This window comes from Caballeronia sp. LZ032, from assembly GCF_031451315.1.
GTDB lineage: Bacteria > Pseudomonadota > Gammaproteobacteria > Burkholderiales > Burkholderiaceae > Caballeronia.
Window position 1 is genome coordinate 722,438 of sequence record NZ_JARUXP010000004.1, and the last position, 22,428, is coordinate 744,865.

Here is a 22,428-nt window from a genome sequence, read left to right on the forward strand (position 1 = left end):
GCCATGCACCTGTGCGATGCATCGCGTGTGTGCCAGCGCGCGTGCCCTCGGGTATGTCCGAATATGGTCATATCCTTACATTTTTCTAATATCGGACACGGCCGATGTAATCGATAACGCAGATTGCACTCAACAGCGTTGCATGCGCCGGCTGGCAATAACCTGCGGGACCGGGCACGCGCGCCGAGGGTTCGTCGCGCCGACCTTTTCATAACAATCGAGGCGACGGAGACACACATGGGTATGCAGATGAAGCTCATCGCGGGCGTGCTCGCATTCGGCGTATTTTCGTTGGCGCACGCGGCTGACCCGATCAAGATCGGCGTCGATGGGCCGTTCACCGGCGGTTCGTCGTCCATGGGTGTGAGCATGCGCGACGGCGTGCGTCTCGCGACCGCCGAGATCAACAAGTCGGGCGGCGTGCTCGGGCGTCAGATCGTGCTGGTGGAGCGCGATGACGAAGCGAAGAACGAGCGCGGCGTGCAGATCGCGCAGGAGCTCATCAACAAGGAGAAGGTGGTCGCGGTGGTGGGCTACATCAACACCGGCGTGGCGCTCGCTTCGCAGCGCTTCTTCCAGGAAGCGAAGATCCCGGTGTTCAACAACGTCGCGACCGGCACCGTGGTGACCAAACAGTTCGACGACCAGCCTGACAACTACGTGTTCCGCAATGCCGCGGCCGACCGCATTCAGGCGCCGATGATCGTCGAGGAAGCGGTGACGAAGCGCGGCTTCAAGAAGGTCGCGATCCTCGCCGATTCGACGAACTACGGGCAGCTTGGCCGCGAGGATCTGGAGAAGGCGCTGGCCGCGAAGGGCGTGAAGCCGGTGGCGGTCGAGAAGTTCAACATCAAGGACGTCGACATGACGGCCCAGTTGCTGAAAGCGAAGGAGGCGGGCGCGGAAGCTGTGCTGACATACGGCATCGGGCCTGAACTCGCGCAGATCGCGAACGGCATGGCGAAGCTCGGCTGGAAAGTGCCGCTGATCGGCAGCTGGACGCTTTCGATGGCGAACTACATCGACAATGCCGGCAGCAACGGCGAAGGCGCGCGCATGCCGCAGACTTTCATCCAGGAAGCCAATACGCCGAAGCGCAAGGCGTTCATCGAGGCGTATCTGAAGGAGTTCAAGCCGAAGAACGAACGCATCGATTCGCCGGTGTCGGCGGCGCAGGGCTATGACTCGGTGTATCTGCTCGCGGCGGCGATCAAGCAGGCCAACAGCACCGATGGCCCGAAGGTCAAGGAAGCGCTGGAGAACCTGAACACGAAGGTTGAAGGCGTGGTCATGGTCTATGACAAGCCGTTCACGAAGACCGATCACGAGGCGATCAGCCCGAACGTGCCGGTTGTCGGCGAAGTAAAGGGCGGCCGCGTGGTCTATGCCTACGACGCCGACAAGAAGGGCGGCAGCACGCTGCGCACCAAGCAGACGACGGCGACGAACTAAGGCCGGCCGTCCCGACATGCCGATCAAAGCCGCGCTCGCCGGGGAGGCGAGTGCGGCTTTTTCATGCTCTATCCTGGTGCCCGACGATGATCCTCCTGCAACTCGTCTATAGCGGTATCGCGCTCGGCATGATTTACGCCGTGATCGCATTTGGCTACCAACTCACGTTCGCCACGTCGGGCACGCTGAACTTCGGTCAGGGCGACGCGCTGATGCTCGGCGCGCTCGTCGGCCTGACGCTGGTGTCGGCGGGCGTCAACTACTGGTTGATGATTCCGCTGGTCTGCCTGTTCGGACTCGTGCAGGGATCGTTCGTCGAGCGCATCGGCGTGCGGCCCGCCATTCGCATCAAGTCGGAGTTCGGCTGGATCATGTCGACCATCGCGCTCGGCATCATCTTCAAGAATGTGGCGGAGAACGTGTGGGGCCGCGACGACCTGCGCTTTCCTTCGCCGCTGCCGGAAGCGCCGCTCAAGGTCTTCGGCGCGAACGTGCTGCCGATGGAACTGCTCGTGGTCGGCGGCGCGCTCGTCATGATGCTCGCGGTGGAGTTCTTCAATCGCAAGACGATCTTCGGCAAGGCCGTGGTCGCGACCGCCAACGACCGCGACGCCGCCGCGCTGATGGGCATCAACACCGGGCTGGTCATCACGTTCTCGTATGCGCTGTCCTCGCTGACGGCCGCGTTCGCCGGCGTCCTGATCGCGCCGCTCACGCTGACGGGTGCGACGATGGGCGCGGTGCTCGGCCTCAAGGCGTTCGCGGTGGCGATCATCGGCGGGCTGTCGAGCGGCATGGGGATCATCGTCGGCGGGATGATCCTGGGCATCGCGGAGACGACGACCGGCTTCTATATCTCCACCGGCTACAAGGACGTGCCGGGACTCGTGCTGCTGCTGATCGTGCTGGCCGTGAAGCCCGCCGGCCTGTTCGGCAAGACGGCGATCAAGAAAGTCTGAGGCGGCCACGATGAATGCAAAGAACTGGATCGCAGCGCTCGTCGGCCTGGCCGCGCTGGTGGTGTTTCCGCTGGCGTCGGGCAATCCGTATTACATCCATCTCGTCGAAACCATCATGATCTACGCGATCCTGCTGTTCGGGCTCGATATCGTGGTGGGTTATACCGGTCAGGTCTCGCTGGGTCATGCAGGGCTGTTCGGCGTGGGCGCGTACACGGCGGGCGTGCTGTTCATCAAGCTCGGCATGCCGTTCTACGTGACCGCGCCGCTTTCGATCCTCGTCACGGCCGGCTTCGGCGCGATCCTCGCGTTGCCCGCGCTGCGCGTGTCCGGTCCGTATCTCGCGATGGTCACGCTCGCGTTCGGCACGATTATCCAGATCCTCATCAACGAGATGGACTTCCTCACCAACGGCCCGATGGGACTCAAGATCCCGAAGCCGTCCTTTGCCGGGCATCGGCTCGACGAGGTGCAGTACTACTGGCTCGTCGCGGCGCTGCTGGTGGTGTCGCTGATCGTCGTGCACCGGGTGCTGAAGTCGCATCTGGGCCGCGCGTTCGAAGCCCTGCGCGACAGCCCGATCGCGTCCGATTGCATGGGTGTGTCGGTGTATCGATACAAGGTCTATGCGTTCGTGATCAGCGCGGGTTTCGCGGGGCTCGCCGGTTGTCTGTATTCGTATTCGGAGCAGTACATCTCGCCGAATACCTATAACTTCGAACTGACCATCCTGTTCCTGCTTGCCATCATCATGGGCGGACGCAAGACGCGGACGGGCGCGATCATCGGCTCGACGGTGATCGTCCTGCTGCCGAAACTGCTCGACGATATCTCGAACTTCCGCGTGGTTGCCACGGCGCTGGCGGTTATCGTCGTGCTGGGCGCCGCGCTGGCGCTGGCCCGCAAGACCACGACCTTGCAGCGCGTGGCGGTGCCGGTGATCGGCACGGCGGGGCTCGCCGTGTTCTCGTTCTGGATCGAGGCGTTGACCGACTGGCGTCTGACCATCTTCGGGCTGATGATCCTGCTCGTCGTGTATTACTTGCAGGACGGCATTGTCGGCTTCGTGCGCAAGACGCTGAATCTCGGCCGCGTGCGCGTGACCAAGGTGGATACCGAGGAACTCGCGAACCAGACGCGCGAGGACGATGCGCTATCGGCGGTCGAGGCTGCGGGCATGGATGCGATCCTCGACGTGCGCGGCGTCCTGATGCAGTTCAGCGGACTGAAGGCGCTGAACGACGTGAACCTGACGGTCAGGCGCGGCACGATCCACGGGCTGATCGGACCGAACGGCTCGGGCAAGAGCACGATGATGAACGTGCTGACAGGAATCTATGTGCCGACGGCGGGCGCCATCGACTACGAAGGGCAGTCGCTCGCGGGACGCACGTCGTCGAGCATCGCGCTTTCGGGCATTGCGCGGACGTTTCAGAACGTGCAGTTGTTCGGGGAGATGACGGCGCTGGAGAACGTGCTCGTCGGACTGCATCACACGTTCAGGTCAAACCTGGCGGATGTCGGCGTGATGAGTCCGCGTTACCGGCGCGAAGAACTTGCGGCACGGGAGCGGGCGTTCAATATGCTGCGCTTCGTGGGACTGGAGCATGCAGCCGGCGAGGAGGCGCGCAATCTTCCTTATGGCAAGCAGCGTCTGCTCGAAATCGCGCGGGCGCTGGCGCTCGATCCGCAACTACTGCTGCTCGATGAACCGGCAGCCGGACTGACTGCGCCGGATATCCGCGAACTGGTGGCGATCATTCGCAAGGTGAGGCATCACGGGATCACGGTCGTGCTGATCGAGCATCACATGGATGTGGTGATGAGCGTGTGCGATATCGTTTCGGTGCTGGATTTCGGGCAGAAGATTGCGGAAGGAAAGCCGGCGGAGATTCAGGCCAACGAGAAGGTTATCGAGGCTTATCTGGGTGGGCAGGCGGCTGAGGCGGCTTGAGGGCGATTTCGGATCTTTCGGGGTTATCAGGTTTTCGTTCTGGCGATAAGCTGCCGTCACCTCGACTTATCCTGATTTTCTGATGCTCTACAGTCATTCAGGATATTCAGCCGCTGAGGAGCGGCTTCCTCGGCCGAGCGTGGAGATCCATGTCTGGCGATATTTTTGTAGACATCGACGGTATCGACGGTGAGTCTCCGGACGCAATGCACCCTCGTGCCATTCAGGCCAGTTCATGGAACTGGGATATCCGGCAGAACGCTGCCAACACGTCAGGCTCGGGTGGCGGGGCATCCAAAGCTACTGTGGGCGACCTGACGTTCATACATCAGATTGACCGCGCCTCGCCCAATCTCGCGGTGTATTGCTTCAATGGGACGCGCATCAGGCAGGTCAAGCTCACCTTGCGGAAAGCGGGTGGGGTGCCGTTCGAATACTTTCGAATAACGCTTGGCGATGTAGTCATCACGCACGTGTCTCCGGCAGGTGGAGGCAGCATGGCAATCGAGACGGTCAGTCTCTCCTTCACTACCATGAAGCAGGAATACTTTCCGCAAAGCATCACCGGCGGCACGATGGGCGCGGTGACGGCAGTGATCGATCTGCGGCAGTTTCGATAACGGCGGCGGGACGTGAGCTACGAAGCGCTTGTCAGCGATGGGGAGTTGTCAGTCACCCTGTATAGCTATGGTGACCTGCATGATCTCACCAAGGAGGAGCTTTATCTCTGCGTGCTGGTGGAGATCATTTGCGAGCACTTCGACGTCGTTGAAGTTGCTGCCGTGTTTGCGGTTGTGTTGGGCAGGCCCATGTTGAAGACGCGCCAGAAGCCGAAAGGGGCATCGCCTGGAACATCGATCGCTTCTGTCATTTGCCGGGCGTTGCTCGACATCCGACTCAAGAGGAGCCTTCCCACATTAGTGGGCTTCCCCTCGATACGCGTCAGCTATACGGCTCACCTTGGCGCTGTTGTCGGAAGGTGAATCGCCCCGGGAATTGTGGAGGCTGGTTGGTTTAAGTTGATGCGGGTTCAGTGGCAGCTGTTTCAAGGCGTCGATAGTAGTTTGCCTCAGCTTCGGCGGGCGGGATATAGCCGAGGGGTTCCATCAACCGATGATGATTGAACCAGGCCACCCACTGCAGGGTTGCCAGTTCCACGGATTCCCGCGTTTTCCAGGTGCGGCGATGAATCAGTTCAGCCTTGTACAAGCCGTTGATCGTTTCAGCCAGGGCGTTGTCATAGCTGTCGCCCCGGCTGCCGACCGACGGTTCGATGCCCGCTTCGGCCAGCCGTTCGCTGTAGCGAATGCTAACGTATTGGGACCCTCTGTCCGAGTGGTGTATCAAGGTTCCGTCGTCGCCCGGGCGTCGCGCGTAAAGCGCCTGTTCAAGTGCGTCCAGAACGAAGTCAGTGGTCATCGAGGAGCTGACGCGCCAGCCGACAATACGGCGAGCGAACACATCGATCACGAAGGCCACATACAGCCAGCCCTGCCACGTCGAAACGTAGGTGAAATCCGAAACCCAGAGCTGGTTCGGCCGTGCCGCCTTGAACTGGCGATTGACCCGATCGAGTGGGCGCGGGGCTATGACATCAGGGACAGTCGTGCGAACACGCTTGCCTCGCATCACGCCGCGCAAGCCCAGTTGCTTCATCAACCGTTCGACCGTGCAGCGCGCCACCGCGATACGCTCCCGGTTCATCTGCTTCCAGACTTTATCCGCGCCGTAGACCTGCATGTTGGCCTGCCACACACGCTCGATCTCCGGCCGCAGATGTTCATCGCGGATGGCGCGAACAGAGCGCCGCGACGGATCACGAAGCTGCGCGGCGTGGCGTCGGTAACCCGACGGGGCAATCCGCAAGACCTTGCAGATCGGCTCGACCCCGAAGGTGTCGCGATGCTGATCGATGAAGGCCTTCAGGACTTGAAACGGCGGTCGAGCTCCGCCTGGGCGAAAAACGCGCTCGCGACTTTGAGAATCTCGTTGGCACGACGCAACTCCTTGACTTCGCGCTCCAGGGCTTTGAGGCGCTCGCGCTCGTCTGTGGTCACGCCATCGCGCTCACCGTGGTCGACCTGGTCGCGCTTGACCCACTCGTGCAGTGTCTGCGGCGTGCAGCCGATCATCGGCGCAATCGACTCGACCGCCGCCCACGTCGACGGATGTTCGCTACGCTGCTCGCGCACGAGGCGCACTGCGCGCTCCCGGACTTCCGGGGAAAACTTCGTTGCCTTCTTGTTCATTGCTCCATTCTCTCAAGAGTTGGAGCCTCCACAAAATCCGGGGCGGTTCAAGGTGGTTGCCGTGGTTTCCTATACCGGTCGCAGCGTATGACATCGTTTCGATTCAGGTGAAGACCATATTGCGCTACAACGCGCTTGTTCGTTCAGGGGACAGAATCAATGACGCAACCGTTGGCACTCTCGGTTGAACTGGAGAAGCTGATTCGCAAGCATGGACACAATCCAAATTGTTCACCATTCAAGCCGAATCACCGCCTGGAAGAAGATCTTCAAATGTCTCCCGAAGCCTTGGAGGATTTTTTTGTGGAATATTTCGAAAAATTCTCTATCGATCCAGGCGACTTCGCTTTTCATCGCTACTTCCCATTTCGGGGAGTCCGAATTCCGTTCCTGACCAAGTGGCTGTTCAAAAGATGGGGCATTGTCGATTACCGGGTTGCGGAACCGCTGACTCTCGCAATGCTTCAGCACGCAATCGCTATGGGCAGGTGGGACACTGACGAGCTTCGGCGCATAGGGGATCAAAACTTTTGACTAAAAACACAATGACGCATCCGTTGGCGCTCTCGGCTGATTTCGAGGAGCTGGTTCAAACGTATGGCTTCAACCCAAAACGTCGGCCGTTCAAATTGAGTGATCGGCTGGAAGAAGATCTCCAGATGGCGCCTGAGGACATAGAGGATCTGCTCGCTGAATATTTCGAACGCTTTCCTATCGATTTGGGCGACTTCGCGTTCAACCGCTACTATCCATTCCGTGGAATTCGGATTCCATTTCTGACGAAGTGGCTGTTCAAGAGGCGGGGACTGATTGATTACCGGGTAGCAGAACCCCTGACCCTCGGAATGCTCCAGCACGCTATCGACATGGGCAGATGGGACACCGCCGCGCTGCGCCACATCCACGACCAAAGCACCTGATCCCGCAGCCACGAAAATCCGTCCCAAGCGAGGGCCGTTGCTAATAGACCAGCGCGCACCACAGGTATCTAATCAGAAAGAACAACCCCGAAAAAGCACCCACCGCACAACCCGCGCCGAAGACGAAGAGAGCCCGCTCACGATGCTGACCATCAACAACCTCCACGCCGGCTATGGCAAAGTCAAGGTCCTGCACGGCATCTCGCTTCACGTGCCGAAGGCCAAGGTCGTCACCCTGATCGGCTCGAACGGCGCGGGCAAGACCACCACCATGCGCGCCATCTCCGGCATGATCAAGGCCACTGACGGCGAGATCACCATGGGCGTCGGCAGCAACACCCGGCGTATCGACTCGCTGGACTCGCACCGTATCGCGCGGCTGGGTCTTGCGCATTCTCCCGAAGGCCGCCGCGTCTTCGCGACGATGTCCGTCACCGACAACCTCCTGCTCGGCGCGTTCCCGCGCCTCACCTGGTCGCGTCCGAAGGGCGACGTGGACGCCGATCTCGAACGCGCAATCGAACTGTTTCCGCGCCTGAAGGAACGCCGTCATCAACTGGCCGGCACGCTCTCGGGCGGCGAACAGCAGATGCTCGCCATGGCGCGCGCGATCATGCTGAACCCGGATCTCGTGCTGCTCGACGAACCGTCGATGGGTCTTGCGCCCATTCTCGTCGACGAAGTATTCCGCATCATCGAGCGCCTGAAGGCGGACGGCGTCACGATGCTGCTGGTCGAACAGTTCGCGGCGGCCGCGCTCAACGTCGCCGACTACGGCTACGTGCTCGAAAACGGCCGGGTCGCCACGCATGGCCCGGCGGAGCAGTTGCGCAACGATCCCTCGGTCAAGGCGGCCTACCTCGGCGCAAGCCACTGACTCGCGCGAACCGCACTATCATGGTGAAGGCACGCGCTTTCCGCGCTGCCTGACCTTGCACAAGGAGCGGCCATGATCAGCGGCAAGACCACCCTCATCGCCCATCTCGGCTACCCGACCGAAGCTTTCAAGGCGCCGATGATCTACAACCCGTGGTTCGACCAGCAAGGCATCGATGCCGTCGTCGTGCCGATGGGCGTGAAACCGGACGATTTCGTCGCCTTCCTGCCGCAGTTGTTCAATCTCACCAACATCCGCGGCGCGCTCGTCACGATGCCGCACAAGATCACGACCCTCGGCCTGATGGATGAAGTCAGTCCGACCGCGCGCATCGCCGGCGCGTGCAATGCCATCCTGAAGCGACCGGACGGCACGCTGCTGGGCGATCAGTTCGACGGCGCAGGCTTCGTGCGCGGCGTCGAGCGTAAGGGTTGCAAGCTCGACGGGGCGCGCGTGCTGGTGCTGGGCAGCGGCGGCGTCGGTTCGCCGATTGCCGCGTCGCTGGCCGCCGCCGGTGTCGCCGAACTGGCGATCTTCGACATGAACACGGCGTCTGTGGAAGGACTTGCAGCACGTCTGCGCGAGCACTATCCGCAGTTGACCGTGCGCACCGACACGAAAGATCCCGCCGGTTTCGACGTCATCGTCAACGCCACACCGCTCGGCATGAAAGAGGGCGATCCCATGCCGTTCGATATCGACCGCATCGCGCCTGCCACGTTCGTCGGCGAAGTAGTGATGAAGTCGGAATACACGCCGTTGCTGCGCGCGGCGATGGACAAAGGCTGCAAGGTGCAAGTCGGCACCGACATGCTGTTCGAAATGATTCCCGCCTATCTCGAGTTCTTCGGCTACGGGACGGCAAGCGCCGACGACCTGCGCGCCGTGGCGCAGATCCGCTACGCGTGAAACGTGCTGCAAGAACACAAGCCGAACACGAACCCGAACACAAGCCCGCAACCGTTCCTATACTGCTATCGAGACAATCAGGCAGACGCTCATCCTCTGACAAATCGGCCGCGGCATACGCAGCGGCTCCATAACGCAGGGAGGAATCATGGGATCGACTGCAACTGGCATGCCGGCCGGCGACCAGCACGCGCCCGGACCGCACGGCCGAACGGCGTGGGCGGGGCTCTCGCTGGCGGCGCTCGGCGTCGTGTACGGCGACATCGGCACAAGCCCGCTTTACACGCTGAAAACCGTCTTCGATCCCGCCGGTGGTCTCGCGCTGCAGCCGGCCAATGTGATCGGCATCGTCTCGCTGATCTTCTGGTCGCTCACGCTGATCGTCTCGCTCAAATACGTCACGCTGATCCTGCGCGCCAATAACCACGGCGAAGGCGGCATCATGGCGCTGCTCGCGCTCGCGGCGTCCTCGGTCGAATCGAAGAAGCGCCTCAAGCAGACGCTGTTGCTGATCGGCGTGATGGGCGCCGCGCTGTTCTACGGCGACGGCGTCATCACGCCGGCGATCTCGGTGCTCAGCGCAGTGGAAGGGCTCGAAGTCGCCGCGCCCGGCCTGCAGCCCTATGTCGTGCCCGTGACGCTCGTCGCGCTGGTGGCGCTGTTCCTGATGCAGAAGTACGGCACGTCGGGCATCGGCGCGGTCTTCGGGCCGGTCATGGTGGTGTGGTTCGTGATACTGGCCGTATCGGGCGTCGTGAACATCGTGGCCATGCCGAAAATTCTCGCCGCGCTCGATCCGCTCGAAGGACTCGCGTTCTGCGCACATCATCGCTGGCTCGCGTTCGTCGCGCTCGGCGCCGTGGTGCTGTCGCTGACCGGCGCCGAAGCGCTCTATGCCGACATGGGTCACTTCGGCGCGCTGCCGATCCGCCTCACCTGGTTCGCGGTGGTCTTTCCGGCGCTCGCGCTCAATTATCTCGGGCAGGGCGCGCTGCTGATCGCGGATCCCGCCGCGCTGCAGAATCCGTTCTACCGGCTGTTCCCGTCGTGGATGCTCTATCCGATGGTGGTGCTCTCGACCATCGCGACCGTCATCGCCTCGCAGGCGGTCATCTCCGGCACGTATTCGATGACCAAGCAGGCCATGCAGCTCGGCTTTCTGCCGCGCATGAGCGTCGTCTACACGTCGGCACGGGAGATCGGGCAGATCTACGTGCCGGGCATCAACTGGACCTTGCTGCTGGCGGTGGTCGCCGCCGTGCTGGGCTTCGGGTCGTCGACGGCGCTCGGCTCCGCATACGGCATCGCCGTGACGGGCACGATGCTCATCACCACCGTGCTGACCTTCTTCGTGATCCGCTATGCATGGCATCTGAACTGGGCGCTGTGCCTGTTCGCGACCGCGTTCTTCTTCGTGATCGACGCGATGTTCTTCTCGGCGAACCTGCTCAAGATCAGGGAAGGCGGCTGGTTTCCGCTGGCGATCGGCCTCCTGATGTTCACCATCATGGCCACCTGGGGACGCGGCGCCCAACTGATGGTGCAGGAAGCGCGCGTGCGCGCGGGCACGATGCCGCTGCGGCAGTTCCTGTCGAACCTGCATGCCAAGGCGCCGGCGCGGGTGGAGGGCACGGCGATCTTCATGTCGAACGATCCGAACGGCGTGCCGCATTCGCTGCTCAACAATCTGATGCACAACCGCGTGCTGCACGAACACACGGTCTTCCTGACGGTCGCGACCGAGCCGGTGCCGTGGGTCGAGGAAGGGCGCCGCGTCTCGTTGCAGCAGCTCGGCGACGGCTGTTTCCAGTTGACCGTGAACTATGGCTTCAAGGACGAAGTGGACCTGCCCGCCGCGCTGGAGACGTGTCGTTCGTCGGGGCTCAAGTTCGATCGGGCGACGATCTCCTATTTCCTGTCCCGCGCCAGCGTAGTGCCGACTCCGGGCCACGGCATGGCGTTATGGCGCGAGCGGCTCTTCGCGATCATGCTGCACAACGTCGGCAATGTGGCGGCTTACCTGCGCCTGCCCGCCGATCGCGTGATCGAACTGGGTGCGCGCGTCGAGATATGACGGCGGAAATCGGCTGATCAGACTTCACGAGACATATACCCGGTGCAAATCGATGCAAGCGGGTGAAAACAAGATCACATCATCCAGGAGACGCCATGACCGCCAGCAGTCCGCCGACCCGCCAGCCGTTTCCGTCCAGCGCCCGGCTCGTCGAGCGCGGCAAGATCGTGTCGGCTCACGAGGCCGTGCGGCTGATCCGTTCCGGCGATACCCTCGCGACGAGCGGCTTCGTCGGCATCGGCTTTGCCGAGGAAGTGGCGATGGCGCTGGAAGAACGCTTTCGCGAAGGCACTGAGCCCCTCGCGGACCTGACGCTCGTGTATGCGGCAGGCCAGGGCGACGGCCGGGGCAAGGGCCTCAATCATCTGGCGCACGAAGGGCTGGTGAAACGCGTGATCGGCGGGCACTGGGGGCTTGTGCCGGGATTGCAGAAGCTGGCCATCGACAACCGGATCGAAGCGTACAACCTGCCGCAAGGCGTGATCTCGCAGCTGTTCCGCGACATCGCCGCGCATCGTCCGGGGCAATTGTCGCGCGTGGGTCTCGGGACCTTCGTCGATCCGCGTCACGGCGGCGGCAAGCTGAACGCGCGCACCACCGAGGATATCGTGCGGCTCATGCCGATCGACGGCACCGAGTATCTGTACTACCAGACCTTCCCGATCGATGTCGCCATCGTGCGCGGCACCACCGCCGACCTCAACGGCAACGTGACGATGGAAAAGGAAGCGCTGACGCTGGAAGCGCTGTCCATCGCGATGGCCGCGCGCAATTCGGGCGGTATCGTGATCGCGCAGGTCGAGCGGCTGGCCGAATCCAACACACTCAATTCGCGGCAGGTGAAGATCCCGGGCGTGATGGTGGATTGCGTCGTGCTCGCGCGGCCGGACAATCACTGGCAGACCTTCGGCGAGCCCTACAGCGCGGCATTCTCGAGCGAACTGCGCGTGGCCGCGAGCTCGGTGCCGCCGATGCCGCTCACCGAACGCAAGATCATCGCCCGCCGTGCCGCCTTCGAGCTGATGGCCAACAGCGTCGTCAATCTCGGCATCGGCATGCCGGAGGGCATTGCGAGCGTCGCGAACGAGGAGCAGGTCATCGACCTCTTCACGATGACCACGGAGCCGGGCGTCATCGGCGGCATTCCGGCGGGCGGCCTCAACTTCGGCGCGGCGACCAACACGCAGGCGATCATCGACCAGCCGTATCAGTTCGATTTCTATGACGGCGGCGGTCTCGACATCGCGTTCCTCGGTCTGGCACAGGCCGACCGTGAGGGCAATCTGAACGTCAGCAAGTTCGGCCCCAAGCTGGCGGGCGCGGGCGGCTTCATCAACATCAGCCAGGCCGCGAAGAAAGTGGTGTTCGTCGGCACCTTCAATGCGGGCAAGCTGGACCTCGCGATAGAAGACGGCCAGTTGCGCATCCGTCGTGACGGGGAGTGCGTCAAGTTCGTGGACGCGGTGGAGCATCGAACCTTCAGCGGCCGGTACGCGGCCGAGCGCGGCCAGACCGTGCTCTATATCACCGAACGCTGCGTGTTCGAACTCACGCAGCACGGGCTGCGGCTGACTGAGGTGGCGCCGGGCGTGGACATCAAGCGGGACATCGTCGCCAGGATGGGGTTCACACCGCTGATGGAGCCGCCGCCGCGCCTGATGGACGAACGCATCTTCCGCGATGCGCCGATGGGGCTGCGAACGCTGTTGCTGCGGCTGGATCTGTCGGAGCGCTTCAGCTACGACGCGGAGAAGAATCTGTTCTTCATCAATTTCGAAGGACACGAGGTCCAGAATGCAAGCGACGTCGAGGCGATCCAGCGCGAAGTCGAAAAGCAACTGAGCGGGGCGAAGGCGCGGCCGCATGCCATCGTGAACTACGACAACTTCTCGATCCGTCCTGACATGCTGGACGCCTATTCAGAGATGGTCACGCGTCTGGTCAACACGCTGTACGAGCGCGTGACGCGCTACACCACCAGCAGTTTCCTGCGCCTCAAGCTGGGCGATGCGCTGAAGCGTCGGGGGCTTGCGCCGTATATCTACGAAAGCCCTGAAGAGGCGCGCGAACACGAGTCGAGGCGCGCCGCAGAGTGAAGCGGCCGCCCACGCGCTGCGCACAGCGGCCATTGCATAGCGCCTATCGGCCATGGGCGCCTGGCGCAATGCACAAAAAGGGCGCTGAAGAAGCACCGCAAAAGCGCCCGAAAGCCCCGCCAGAAGGCGTTCCGCACGATCATGGCGCATCGCACCGGTCGAAGTGGCGCGCCTCGGGCCGCCTGTGGCTGTGTGGCCTTCCGAACATCGGCCTGTCAACGCGCTGAAGAAAATGTTTTCACTCCGGAAAGCTGCGCGGGTTCGCAAACGCAAAACCCGCCGCAGTACGCGAGGAAAGCGCTGCGCAAGACCCGCGGCGCACGCCGGATAGCACTTCTATATTCTGAACCGAAGCCATCGCGGTCAGGCGCGTTTGCGCCGCGCGAGGACAGTCGTCGTGCGTGCCGATTCATGCCTGGACAGTCGCATCCGGGACTCGGCATGACGCACACGGGGGCCGAGATGAATGCGCTGGATCAGCTTGCGTGTCATGCGAATCAGTGGGTGCTGTCCGATGCGTGGTATTTCGATTCGCTCACGCATCGTTTCGTGCGCGGCGATCTGGAAATAGACGGCGACCGCATCGCACGGATTCTGGCTCCGCGCGAGTCCGTGCGCACGGATCGCCTCGATGCCGCCGATCTCGTCTGCGTCCCCGGCCTCATCGATGCTGACGCCGGCATCGCGCCCGACTCATGGCGCGAACACTCGAACCTGCTGCTCACTCACGGCATCACCACCGCCGGCTCGTTCCAGCGCGGCTTTCCCGATGCCTGCGCATTCGCGGGCGGCAATGGCGTGCGCCGGTTGATCTACATCGAACTCGACGAACCGCCGGAAGCCGACCTGCACGCGTTGTTCGACACACCCGATCCGCGCTGCATGCTCCTGCCCGCCGTGGTGCCCGCGCGGATCTGGTCGGCTGCGTCGCTGCTTGGCGTGGCATCGGCAGCGGAACGTCTGCGCAAGCGCCTGTGCGTCAAGCTGTGTCCTTCGCATGACGACGAGCGCGAGTATCGGCAGACGCGCTACTTCACCGAGGTCGGGCTGCTGTCCTATCTGTCGATCCTGAGCTGCGAGACCACGCTGTTCGGTCCCGCCGACATTTCGCGTCAGGACGCGGCGTTCATCGCGGAAACGGATGTGAATCTCGTATGCGGCGCGCCGCTCGTGCGGGCTTCGCTGATCGAGCATCGGCTCTGGGCTCATTGGCTCAACGCACGCGCGCTGGCCTGCTCGGTCGATGCCGGCGCGCTGCACCGGCTCGCGCAGGGCGCGGCGGAGATGAGCGCCTGTCCGGACGCCGCGTGCGACGCATGGATCGATTCGCTGACGCACGGCGCGGCGCGCGCAGTCGGCCTGCGCGATCTGGGTTCGCTCGCCGTGGGCATGCGCGCCGACCTGTGCCTGTACGACCGGCCGCATGCATGGCAAGGCGGCGAGGGCAGTGCGGGCTTCGCGCATCTGCTCGCGACATCGAGTCCGCGTCACGTGTATGTCGACGGCGTCGCGGAAGTCATCAACGGTGCGCGCTCGGGCGAGCTTGCCGTCGCGGGATAAGCAACGACGCCCACGGGCGAACGGGAGAGACCGATGAATGCACGCGCAGAAGCGCCGCCCTTGCACCGCCAGCTGATGCAGTACGACGAGATGCTGGGATATCGCTTCGTGCCGGGTCTGAAGCTGCGGATACCGCATGAGGGCGGCGGCTATCTCGTCAAGACGAACGGCGCGGGCTTTCGCTGCAATCACGAAGCGACACCGCAGAAGAATCGCGCGCGCCGTGTACTCGTGTTCGGCGATTCCTTCACGGCAGGCGACGGCGTCAGCAACGGCAAGCGCTATTCCGACGTGCTGGAAGACAACCTGCCCGATACGGAAGTGCTCAACTTCGGACTGTCCGGCAGCGGCACCGATCAGCAATATCTGGTGTATCGCGAGTTCGCGAAGAAGATCGACTTCGATGCCGTGGTCATCAGCGTGCTGGTGGAGAACATCCAGCGCAACGTGATGAAGCATCGCGAATGGTCGGATCGCGAAGGCGCGCCGCTCTATGTGCCGAAGCCGTGGTTCGAGCTGTCGGAGTGCGGCGCGATCGACCTGCAGGGCGTGCCCGTGCCGCAGCCGTTTCATTGCGAGGCCGATCAGTCGCCCGCGCCGGGCGGCGGCCTGTTCTCCAAGGCGCGCCAGATGGTGAACGGCATGGGACCGGAGTTCAAGGACAAGGTGCAGAAGCTCACGCGCTTCCAGCCCTTGCCCGAATACGACTCGCCCGACAGTCACGCGTGGAAGCTGCTGCGCGCGATCCTGCTGCACTGGAGCGCCGAAGTGAAGGTGCCGGTGCTGATCGCCGTGCTGCCGGTGTATCAGTACGTCGAGAAGACCGCGAGTTATGCGGGCGTGCGCAAGCGTTTCGACGAACTGGCGGCCGAGTGCGGCGTGCCGGTGCATCACGTCGTGGACGACCTGTGGAAGTTCGACGACGAAACGCGCCGCGGCTTCCGTTTTCGCGGCGACGTGCACATGACACCGCCCGCGCACCGGGCGGTCGGGGAAGCCTTGGCCAATCAGCTTCGAAACATCATCGGATAACGACAATGGCACGCTACGTACTCGGCATTTCGGCCTTCTATCACGACTCGGCGGCGGCAATCCTCAAGGATGGCGAGATCGTCGCGGCGGCGCAGGAAGAGCGCTTCACGCGCAAGCGCCACGATCCGGGCTTTCCGGCGGGCGCGATCAACTACTGTCTCGAAGAGGCGGAGATCGACGGCACGGATCTCTCGGCTATCGCGTTCTATGACGATCCTGCGCTGACCGCCGACCGCATCATCCGCTCGTCGATTGCCTTCGCGCCCGAGTCGCAGGCGTTCTTCACGAACGCCGTCAAATCGTTCTTCGGCGTCAAGCCGTACTTCAAGGAACAGATCCGCGCGATGCTCGCGTGCGACGACGTGCCGATCTACTTCTCACGGCATCATTATTCGCATGCAGCCTCGGCGTTCTTTCCCTCTCCATTCCAGGAAGCCGCGGTGCTGTGCGTGGACGGAGTCGGCGAATGGTCCACGACGAGCCTCGGCTTCGGCAGCGGTTCGAAGCTCGATATCCTCAAGGAAATCCGCTATCCGCATTCGCTCGGGCTGCTCTATAGCGCCTTTACGTTCTATTGCGGCTTCAAGGTCAACAGCGGCGAATACAAGCTGATGGGCCTCGCGCCCTATGGCAAGCCGGTCTATGCCGACAAGATCCGCCAGCATCTGATCGATATCAAGGCGGATGGTTCGTTCCGTCTCGACCTCGACTACTTCGACTACCATCGCGGCCTCGCGCTGACTAACGCACGCTTCCATGAGTTGTTCGGCGGTCCGCCGCGCACGCCCGAATCGCGCATCACGCGGCGCGAGATGGACCTCGCGGCATCGATCCAGGCCGTCACCGAGGAAGTCATGGTGAAGCTGTGTTACGGGATCAGGCAACTCACCCGCGCGAGCAAGCTGTGCCTGGCGGGCGGCGTGGCGCTTAATTGCGTCGCCAACGGCAAGATCCTGCGCGAGGGCATCTTCGACGAAATCTGGATCCAGCCCGCCGCCGGAGATGCGGGCGGCGCCATCGGCGCGGCCTGTCTCGCGGACTTCAACGTGCTCGGCGGAACCCGTCCTGTACTCGCCCCGCAGGGCGATGCGCAAAGCGGCAGTTTCATCGGCCCGGCGTATCGCGACGATGAAGTCCTCTCCTTCATGCAGCGTCAAGGCGCCGTGTTCCATGCGCTGCCGGAGGGTGAAGAGGGCGCGCGGCAGGTGGCGTCGCTGCTGGCGCAGGAGAAGATCGTCGGCATGTTCTCGGGGCGCATGGAATTCGGCCCGCGTTCGCTGGGCGCACGGTCCATCCTCGGCGATCCGCGCGCCGCCGATACCCAGTCGCGCATGAACCTGAAGATCAAGTTCCGCGAATCGTTCCGCCCGTTCGCGCCCATCGTGCTGAAGGAGCGCGCGGCCGACTGGTTCGACATCGACGCCGACAGTCCCTACATGCTGCTCGTCGCGCCCGTGAAAGAGGCGCGCCGTATCACGCCGAAGGACGCCGCTGATCCGGAGGACATGCTGGAGATCGTCAACGCGGTGCGCAGCGACGTGCCCGCAATCACGCACGTCGATTACAGCGCGCGCATCCAGACGGTGACGCAGGACGTCAATCCGCGCATGTTCTCCGTGCTGCGCGCGTTCGATGAACTCACCGGCTGCCCGGTGCTCGTGAACACGTCGTTCAACGTGCGCGGCGAGCCTATCGTCTGCACGCCCGAGGACGCTTACCGCTGTTTCATGCGCACCGAGATCGACGCGCTCGTGCTGGGCAACTACATCCTCTATCGCGACGAGCAAGCTGCTGTCGAGATGGATGAATCCTGGAAGAAGGAGTATGAACTTGACTGATGCCGACCTGAACCAGTTCTTCGCCGCACGGCTCGCGGCCTTGAAGCCGGAAGTCGAAGGCTTTATTCCCACGGCCTTCGACGCCGACTGCGCGTCCTATCTGCAGGATGTCTTCGAGCCTGAGCCCATCGTGAGCGAGGACGACATGATCGCCTCGCTCGTGGACATCTGGAGGCGCCAGGGGCTCGATTCGCTCGCGGCGCTCGAACCCGAATGGCGCAGCATGGCCGCCGAATTGCGCGCCACCGATGAGGCGACGCAACAGGTGTCGAATTTCATCTACGCGATGTATTGAGCGCTTTCGATGCGCGAAACAATCGAGCCGCCTGTATGGGCGGCTCTTTGCTGTGTCAATGACGCGCCGGATGCGCGCTGCGCTGATCGCGCAGTCTGCTGTGACGGATGCCGTAGACGAAATAGATGACGACGCCGATCGCCATCCACACCACGAGCCGGATCCAGGTATCGGCCGGCAGTCCCGACATCAGGAACAGCGACGACAACGCGCCCAGCGGCGCGACCACATACACGGCCGGCGTCTTGAACGAGCGTTTCAGCTCGGGCTGCGTGATGCGCAGCACCAGCACGCCAATGCAGACCACCATGAAGGCGAACAGCGTGCCGATACTCACGAGTTCGCCGACCAGCCCGATAGGCAGCAGCCCCGCGAGAACCATCACGATGACGCCCGTGATGATGGTCGTGATGTAGGGCGTGTGGAAGCGCGAATGAATCTTCGACGCGAACGGCGGCAGCAGGCCGTCTCTCGCCATCGAATAGAAGATGCGCGGCTGGGACAGCAGCAGCACGAGGATCACCGAGGTCAGGCCGAAGATCGCCCCGAGCTTGACGATGGGCGAGAGCCAGCGCATGCCGATGGCATCGACGCCCACCGCGATCGGGTCCGAGACGTTGAGCTTGTCATAGGGCACGATGCCCGTGAGCACGTAGGACACGAGCACATAAAGAATCGTGCAGATGGTGAGCGAGCCGAGCAGGCCGATCGGCATGTCGCGTTTCGGGTTCTTGGTCTCCTGCGCGACGCACGACACCGAATCGAAGCCGATATAGGCAAAGAACACCACGGCCGCGCCGCGCAGCACGCCGCTCATGCCGAACACGCCGGACTCGCCGGTGTTGGGCGGAATGAACGCGCCGGTCGGGTTCTTCGCGGTGACCCAGTGGCCCGTGTCGACATAGGCGATGCCCGCGCCGATGAAGGCCAGCACGATCAGCACCTTGATGATGACGATGAAGCTGTTCACGCGCGCCGACTCGCGTATGCCGATCACGAGCAGGATCGTGATCAGTCCGACGATCAGCATCGCGGGAATGTTGAGCACCGCGCCCGCATGGCTCCAGCCGTGTCCGGGTTCGTACGAGAAGGGCGCACCCGCGAACTGTGCGGGTATGTCGATGCCGAGTGAATGCAGGAAGCTCACGACATAACCCGACCATCCGATCGCAACGGTTGTCGCGCCCACTGCATATTCGAGGATCAGATCCCAGCCGATGAGCCAGGCGATCAGTTCGCCCATCGTTGCGTAGGCGTAGGTATAGGCGCTGCCGGATACCGGCACCGTGGAGGCCATCTCGGCGTAACAGAGTCCCGCCAGCGCACATACGATGGCGCCGAGCACGAAGGACAGAATGATCGCCGGGCCGGCGTTGGTGGCGGCAGCATGGCCCGTCAGCACGAAGATGCCCGCGCCGATGATGCAGCCTATGCCCAGCATCACGACATCCAGCGAGCTGAGCGAGCGTTTCAGCGCATGGCCGCCGTGTTCCTGCATGGCGTCGTCGGTCGCATCCGCTTCGTCCTGCAGCGTAGCGATGGATTTTCTTTGCATGACAGTCACGATCGCCTCCTGTGCGGCGGCAGGGCGGCCGCGCCCGTTGGCACGGCGAAGGCTGTCCGCCTGTTCGAATGCGGGATCTTGCGCGGCCCTGCTACTTCCCGCCAACCCATGCTTCAGCGATTGGCGTCGTTCCGTAATAGCAGATTTCACCGTCGAATTCGAGCGACACTTCGTCGGAAGGTCTGCAAAACAGCACCGGGGCAGCAGGAAATGTGCCGCGACGAAACGGGCGTTCACATTGAAGCGCAGTGACACAAGGCCACACGAAGCGCAAGGGCTTTGGAAGCCGGGAGCGCAGGCCCGGCGTCGCGCACTATAATCGGCGTGACTGTGGCATTTTCAGTGTTTCAACCCGGAAACCATTCTTGCCGCATGCAGAATGTTCACCGGTTCTTTCTATATGTGGAGATTTGATATGGCTATTCGCATTGGTGATGAAGCGCCCGATTTCACGGCAGAAACGACCGAAGGCACGATCCGCTTTCACGAGTGGATTGGCGACCACTGGGCGATCCTGTTCTCGCATCCGAAGGACTTCACACCGGTCTGCACCACCGAGCTTGGCTACATGGCGAAGCTCAAGCCCGAATTCGACAAGCGCAATACCAAGGTTATCGGTCTTTCCATCGACCCCGTCACGAATCACGCGCAATGGGCGAAGGATATCGAAGAGACGCAGGGCAGCGCGGTCAACTATCCGATGATCGGCGACGCGGATCTGAATGTCGCGAAGCTCTACGACATGATCCATCCGAACGCGAGCGGCGGCAGCCCGCGCACCGCCAACGACAATGCAACGATTCGCGCCGTGTTCCTGATCGGTCCGGACAAGAAGGTGAAGGCGACCTTCACGTATCCGATGAGCGCGGGCCGCAACTTCGACGAAGTGCTGCGTCTGCTCGATGCATTGCAACTCAACGCCAAGCATACGGTGGCCACGCCGGTGAACTGGAAGCCGGGCGATGACGTGATCATCCCCACTTCGGTGTCGGACGACGATGCGAAGAAGAAATACCCGGACGGCTTCAAGACACTGAAGCCTTATCTGCGCACGGTCGCGCAGCCGAAGTAAGCGTCGTTCACCTGGCATCCTGAAAGCGCCGGCCGCTGCAAGCGGCGCCGGCGCTTGTTGTTTCAGCTTGTGTTTTCAGAAAGGCATTGCTCAGTGGCGGCCCGTGCGGCGCTCGGGCGTGGTATCCACTTCACCGGGCCTGCGCAGCATCTTGTCGACTTCGCCCGCATGCAGCTCTTCGACCTGGATCATCTGCCGCGCATATTCCTCCAGCGCGACCGACCGGTCTTCCACAATCCGCAGCAATTCGCGATAGTGACCGAGCGCAACCTGCTCGGACTGTAGCGATTCGCGAAGGATGGTGGAGATGTCGAACGTGTGGGTATCGAGCAGCGGTCCGATGGTCAGCGACGGATACGCGCCGAGCGTGGTGATCCATTCGCCGGCCTGATGCGCATGCATCAGCGACTCGTCGGCTTGTGCGCGCAACCACGACACGATGGGAATACGGCCGAAGCCGAACACCAGAAACGAGTAGTGGGTATAGCGCACGACGCCTGCGAGTTCGGATTCGAGAATCCGGTTCAGGACGCCGACGACCTGTTCCTTGTCGAGTTCTGCCATTCCTGCCTCCGTGTCTTGAACGTACGTCAGCGCACGAGCGCACCGCAGGGCGGACGCGCATGCGTCCTCGCACACGAAGCTTCACCCGGGGCTTCACTCATTGTAGTCACGCGAACGGCGCATGCGAGGCGAAAGCGCTGACCCAGGGCTCGTAGAGTCGCGCAAGATGCGCTCCCGGCTTGCAGGAGCGTCTTTGCGGCAGTGCGGGAAGAACAGCTTGCTAGCGGGTGTCAGACGAGAACGTGTCAGACGAGCTCTTCGGTCCACAGCGAAGCACTGCGCGCGAGCACTTGCGTCATGGCCTCGCGGGCGGCATCGCTGTCATTGAGTTCGATCGCGCGCACGAGCCGGCCATATTCGCCGAGCTGGCTCTCCGGCACGCGTGGCAGCGCATGCGGCTGCGTGCGCAGCGCCGCCTTCATCGTCTTGATGCCGATGCGCACGACGCAACCCATCTGCCGCAGCAACTCGTCGCCGCTGGCATCGACGATGGCGGCCTGCAAGGCATCCTCCGCCGTGGATTGCAGCGCTTCGGTCGGGCTCGTGTGCAGCAGCTTCTGGAACGCCGCGTTGATGGCAATGCGTTGATGGCGGTTCGCGCGGGTCGCAGCCAGCGCGGCGGCGGGCGGATCGACCAGTGTGCGGAACTCCATGAGGCGGCGCACGAAGTCCGTATCGGGCTGGACGCGCAGACGCCATTCGGCAACCTCGGCATCCATCACGAGCCATTCGCTGACCGGCTTGATGCGCGTGCCGGTCTTGGGCCGCACGTCGAGCATGCGTCGCGAGATCAGCACGCTCAGCGCTTCGCGCATGATGGTGCGGCTCACGCCGTGCTTCTTCGAAAGCAGCACTTGCGGCGGCAGGACATGGTCCTGGTATTCACCGTTCACGATGCTTGCGACGAGTTGATTCACCACGCGCTTGACGAGCGATGCTTCATAACCATGATTCATGTTTTTTGTTCTCGTGAAATCGCCCACGCTTCAAGGCTTCCGGCCGCTCATCCCCGA

General features: G+C 62.6%; 20 protein-coding genes and 1 other annotated feature. Of the genes, 16 read left to right on the top strand and 4 right to left on the bottom strand.

Annotated elements, in window-relative coordinates:
• The first annotated feature begins 243 nt into the window (after positions 1-243).
• From QCE69_RS31090 to QCE69_RS31110, 5 genes are all read left to right on the top strand, one after another.
• On the top strand, positions 244-1,452 hold the full coding sequence (locus QCE69_RS31090; protein ID WP_404987799.1) for an ABC transporter substrate-binding protein: 1,209 nt from the start codon (positions 244-246) through the stop codon (positions 1,450-1,452).
• A gap of 86 nt (positions 1,453-1,538) precedes the next feature.
• Entirely contained in the window at positions 1,539-2,411 is an 873-nt protein-coding gene (locus QCE69_RS31095; protein WP_309820144.1) for a branched-chain amino acid ABC transporter permease, read from the top strand.
• Positions 2,412-2,421: 10 nt separating this feature from the next.
• The gene (locus QCE69_RS31100) at positions 2,422-4,365 is read left to right on the top strand and encodes a branched-chain amino acid ABC transporter ATP-binding protein/permease (RefSeq protein WP_309934743.1); all 1,944 of its coding nucleotides are present in this window, start codon (positions 2,422-2,424) and stop codon (positions 4,363-4,365) included.
• A 149-nt stretch (positions 4,366-4,514) separates the two neighbouring features.
• Positions 4,515-4,985, top strand: a complete 471-nt coding sequence (locus tag QCE69_RS31105; RefSeq protein ID WP_309926266.1) for a type VI secretion system tube protein Hcp — start codon at positions 4,515-4,517, stop codon at positions 4,983-4,985.
• A gap of 12 nt (positions 4,986-4,997) precedes the next feature.
• A complete protein-coding gene (locus QCE69_RS31110) occupies positions 4,998-5,348 on the top strand; it encodes a hypothetical protein (protein ID WP_309934745.1) in 351 nt (116 codons plus the stop codon).
• A 31-nt stretch (positions 5,349-5,379) separates the two neighbouring features.
• On the opposite strand, the gene QCE69_RS31115 is transcribed toward QCE69_RS31110, so the two are convergent.
• Positions 5,380-6,614 (bottom strand): IS3 family transposase gene (locus tag QCE69_RS31115; protein ID WP_309934748.1). Its coding sequence is split into 2 segments (ribosomal slippage): positions 5,380-6,323 and positions 6,323-6,614, totalling 1,236 coding nucleotides; the frame shifts between segments, so codons are not numbered across the junction.
• Positions 6,217-6,333: a sequence feature (AL1L pseudoknot), on the bottom strand. It overlaps the preceding gene by 117 nt.
• A 159-nt stretch (positions 6,615-6,773) precedes the next feature.
• Here QCE69_RS31115 and QCE69_RS31120 point away from each other — a divergent pair.
• From QCE69_RS31120 to QCE69_RS31165, 10 genes are all read left to right on the top strand, one after another.
• Complete coding sequence (locus QCE69_RS31120) at positions 6,774-7,148, top strand: DUF1493 family protein (RefSeq protein ID WP_309934750.1); 375 nt, start codon at positions 6,774-6,776, stop codon at positions 7,146-7,148.
• Positions 7,149-7,159: 11 nt separating this feature from the next.
• On the top strand, positions 7,160-7,534 hold the full coding sequence (locus QCE69_RS31125) for a DUF1493 family protein (protein ID WP_309934752.1): 375 nt from the start codon (positions 7,160-7,162) through the stop codon (positions 7,532-7,534).
• A gap of 142 nt (positions 7,535-7,676) precedes the next feature.
• Positions 7,677-8,411, top strand: a complete 735-nt coding sequence (locus QCE69_RS31130) for an ABC transporter ATP-binding protein (protein ID WP_309838060.1) — start codon at positions 7,677-7,679, stop codon at positions 8,409-8,411.
• Positions 8,412-8,483: 72 nt separating this feature from the next.
• A complete protein-coding gene (locus QCE69_RS31135) occupies positions 8,484-9,320 on the top strand; it encodes a ThiF family adenylyltransferase (RefSeq protein WP_309934755.1) in 837 nt (278 codons plus the stop codon).
• Between the two features lie 148 nt (positions 9,321-9,468).
• Positions 9,469-11,394 carry a potassium transporter Kup gene (locus tag QCE69_RS31140; protein WP_309934757.1) on the top strand — a complete coding sequence of 642 codons (1,926 nt, stop codon included), beginning with the start codon at positions 9,469-9,471 and terminating at the stop codon, positions 11,392-11,394.
• Between the two features lie 95 nt (positions 11,395-11,489).
• Positions 11,490-13,490 carry an acyl CoA:acetate/3-ketoacid CoA transferase gene (locus tag QCE69_RS31145; protein ID WP_309934759.1) on the top strand — a complete coding sequence of 667 codons (2,001 nt, stop codon included), beginning with the start codon at positions 11,490-11,492 and terminating at the stop codon, positions 13,488-13,490.
• Between the two features lie 441 nt (positions 13,491-13,931).
• Positions 13,932-15,050 (top strand): hypothetical protein, encoded by a 1,119-nt coding sequence (locus QCE69_RS31150; protein ID WP_309934760.1) that lies wholly within the window; start codon positions 13,932-13,934, stop codon positions 15,048-15,050.
• A 33-nt stretch (positions 15,051-15,083) separates the two neighbouring features.
• Positions 15,084-16,082, top strand: a complete 999-nt coding sequence (locus QCE69_RS31155) for an SGNH/GDSL hydrolase family protein (protein WP_309934763.1) — start codon at positions 15,084-15,086, stop codon at positions 16,080-16,082.
• Positions 16,083-16,087: 5 nt separating this feature from the next.
• Positions 16,088-17,920, top strand: coding sequence for a carbamoyltransferase (locus QCE69_RS31160; protein ID WP_309934765.1), 1,833 nt, complete (start codon positions 16,088-16,090; stop codon positions 17,918-17,920).
• Positions 17,913-18,215: a hypothetical protein gene (locus tag QCE69_RS31165; protein WP_309926285.1), complete on the top strand. Its 303-nt coding sequence runs from the start codon at positions 17,913-17,915 to the stop codon at positions 18,213-18,215. Before QCE69_RS31160 ends, QCE69_RS31165 begins: the two co-directional genes overlap by 8 nt.
• Positions 18,216-18,270: 55 nt before the next feature.
• Here QCE69_RS31165 and QCE69_RS31170 read toward each other — a convergent pair whose 3' ends face one another.
• Complete coding sequence (locus QCE69_RS31170) at positions 18,271-19,770, bottom strand: amino acid permease (protein WP_309935422.1); 1,500 nt, start codon at positions 19,768-19,770, stop codon at positions 18,271-18,273.
• A 424-nt stretch (positions 19,771-20,194) separates the two neighbouring features.
• Here QCE69_RS31170 and QCE69_RS31175 point away from each other — a divergent pair, with 424 nt between their 5' ends.
• Positions 20,195-20,851: a peroxiredoxin gene (locus tag QCE69_RS31175; RefSeq protein WP_309838052.1), complete on the top strand. Its 657-nt coding sequence runs from the start codon at positions 20,195-20,197 to the stop codon at positions 20,849-20,851.
• 90 nt (positions 20,852-20,941) lie between these two features.
• On the opposite strand, the gene QCE69_RS31180 is transcribed toward QCE69_RS31175, so the two are convergent.
• A complete protein-coding gene (locus tag QCE69_RS31180) occupies positions 20,942-21,415 on the bottom strand; it encodes a ferritin-like domain-containing protein (RefSeq protein ID WP_309926287.1) in 474 nt (157 codons plus the stop codon).
• A 245-nt stretch (positions 21,416-21,660) separates the two neighbouring features.
• Positions 21,661-22,371 carry an FCD domain-containing protein gene (locus tag QCE69_RS31185; RefSeq protein ID WP_309934767.1) on the bottom strand — a complete coding sequence of 237 codons (711 nt, stop codon included), beginning with the start codon at positions 22,369-22,371 and terminating at the stop codon, positions 21,661-21,663.
• Between the last annotated feature and the right edge of the window lie 57 nt (positions 22,372-22,428).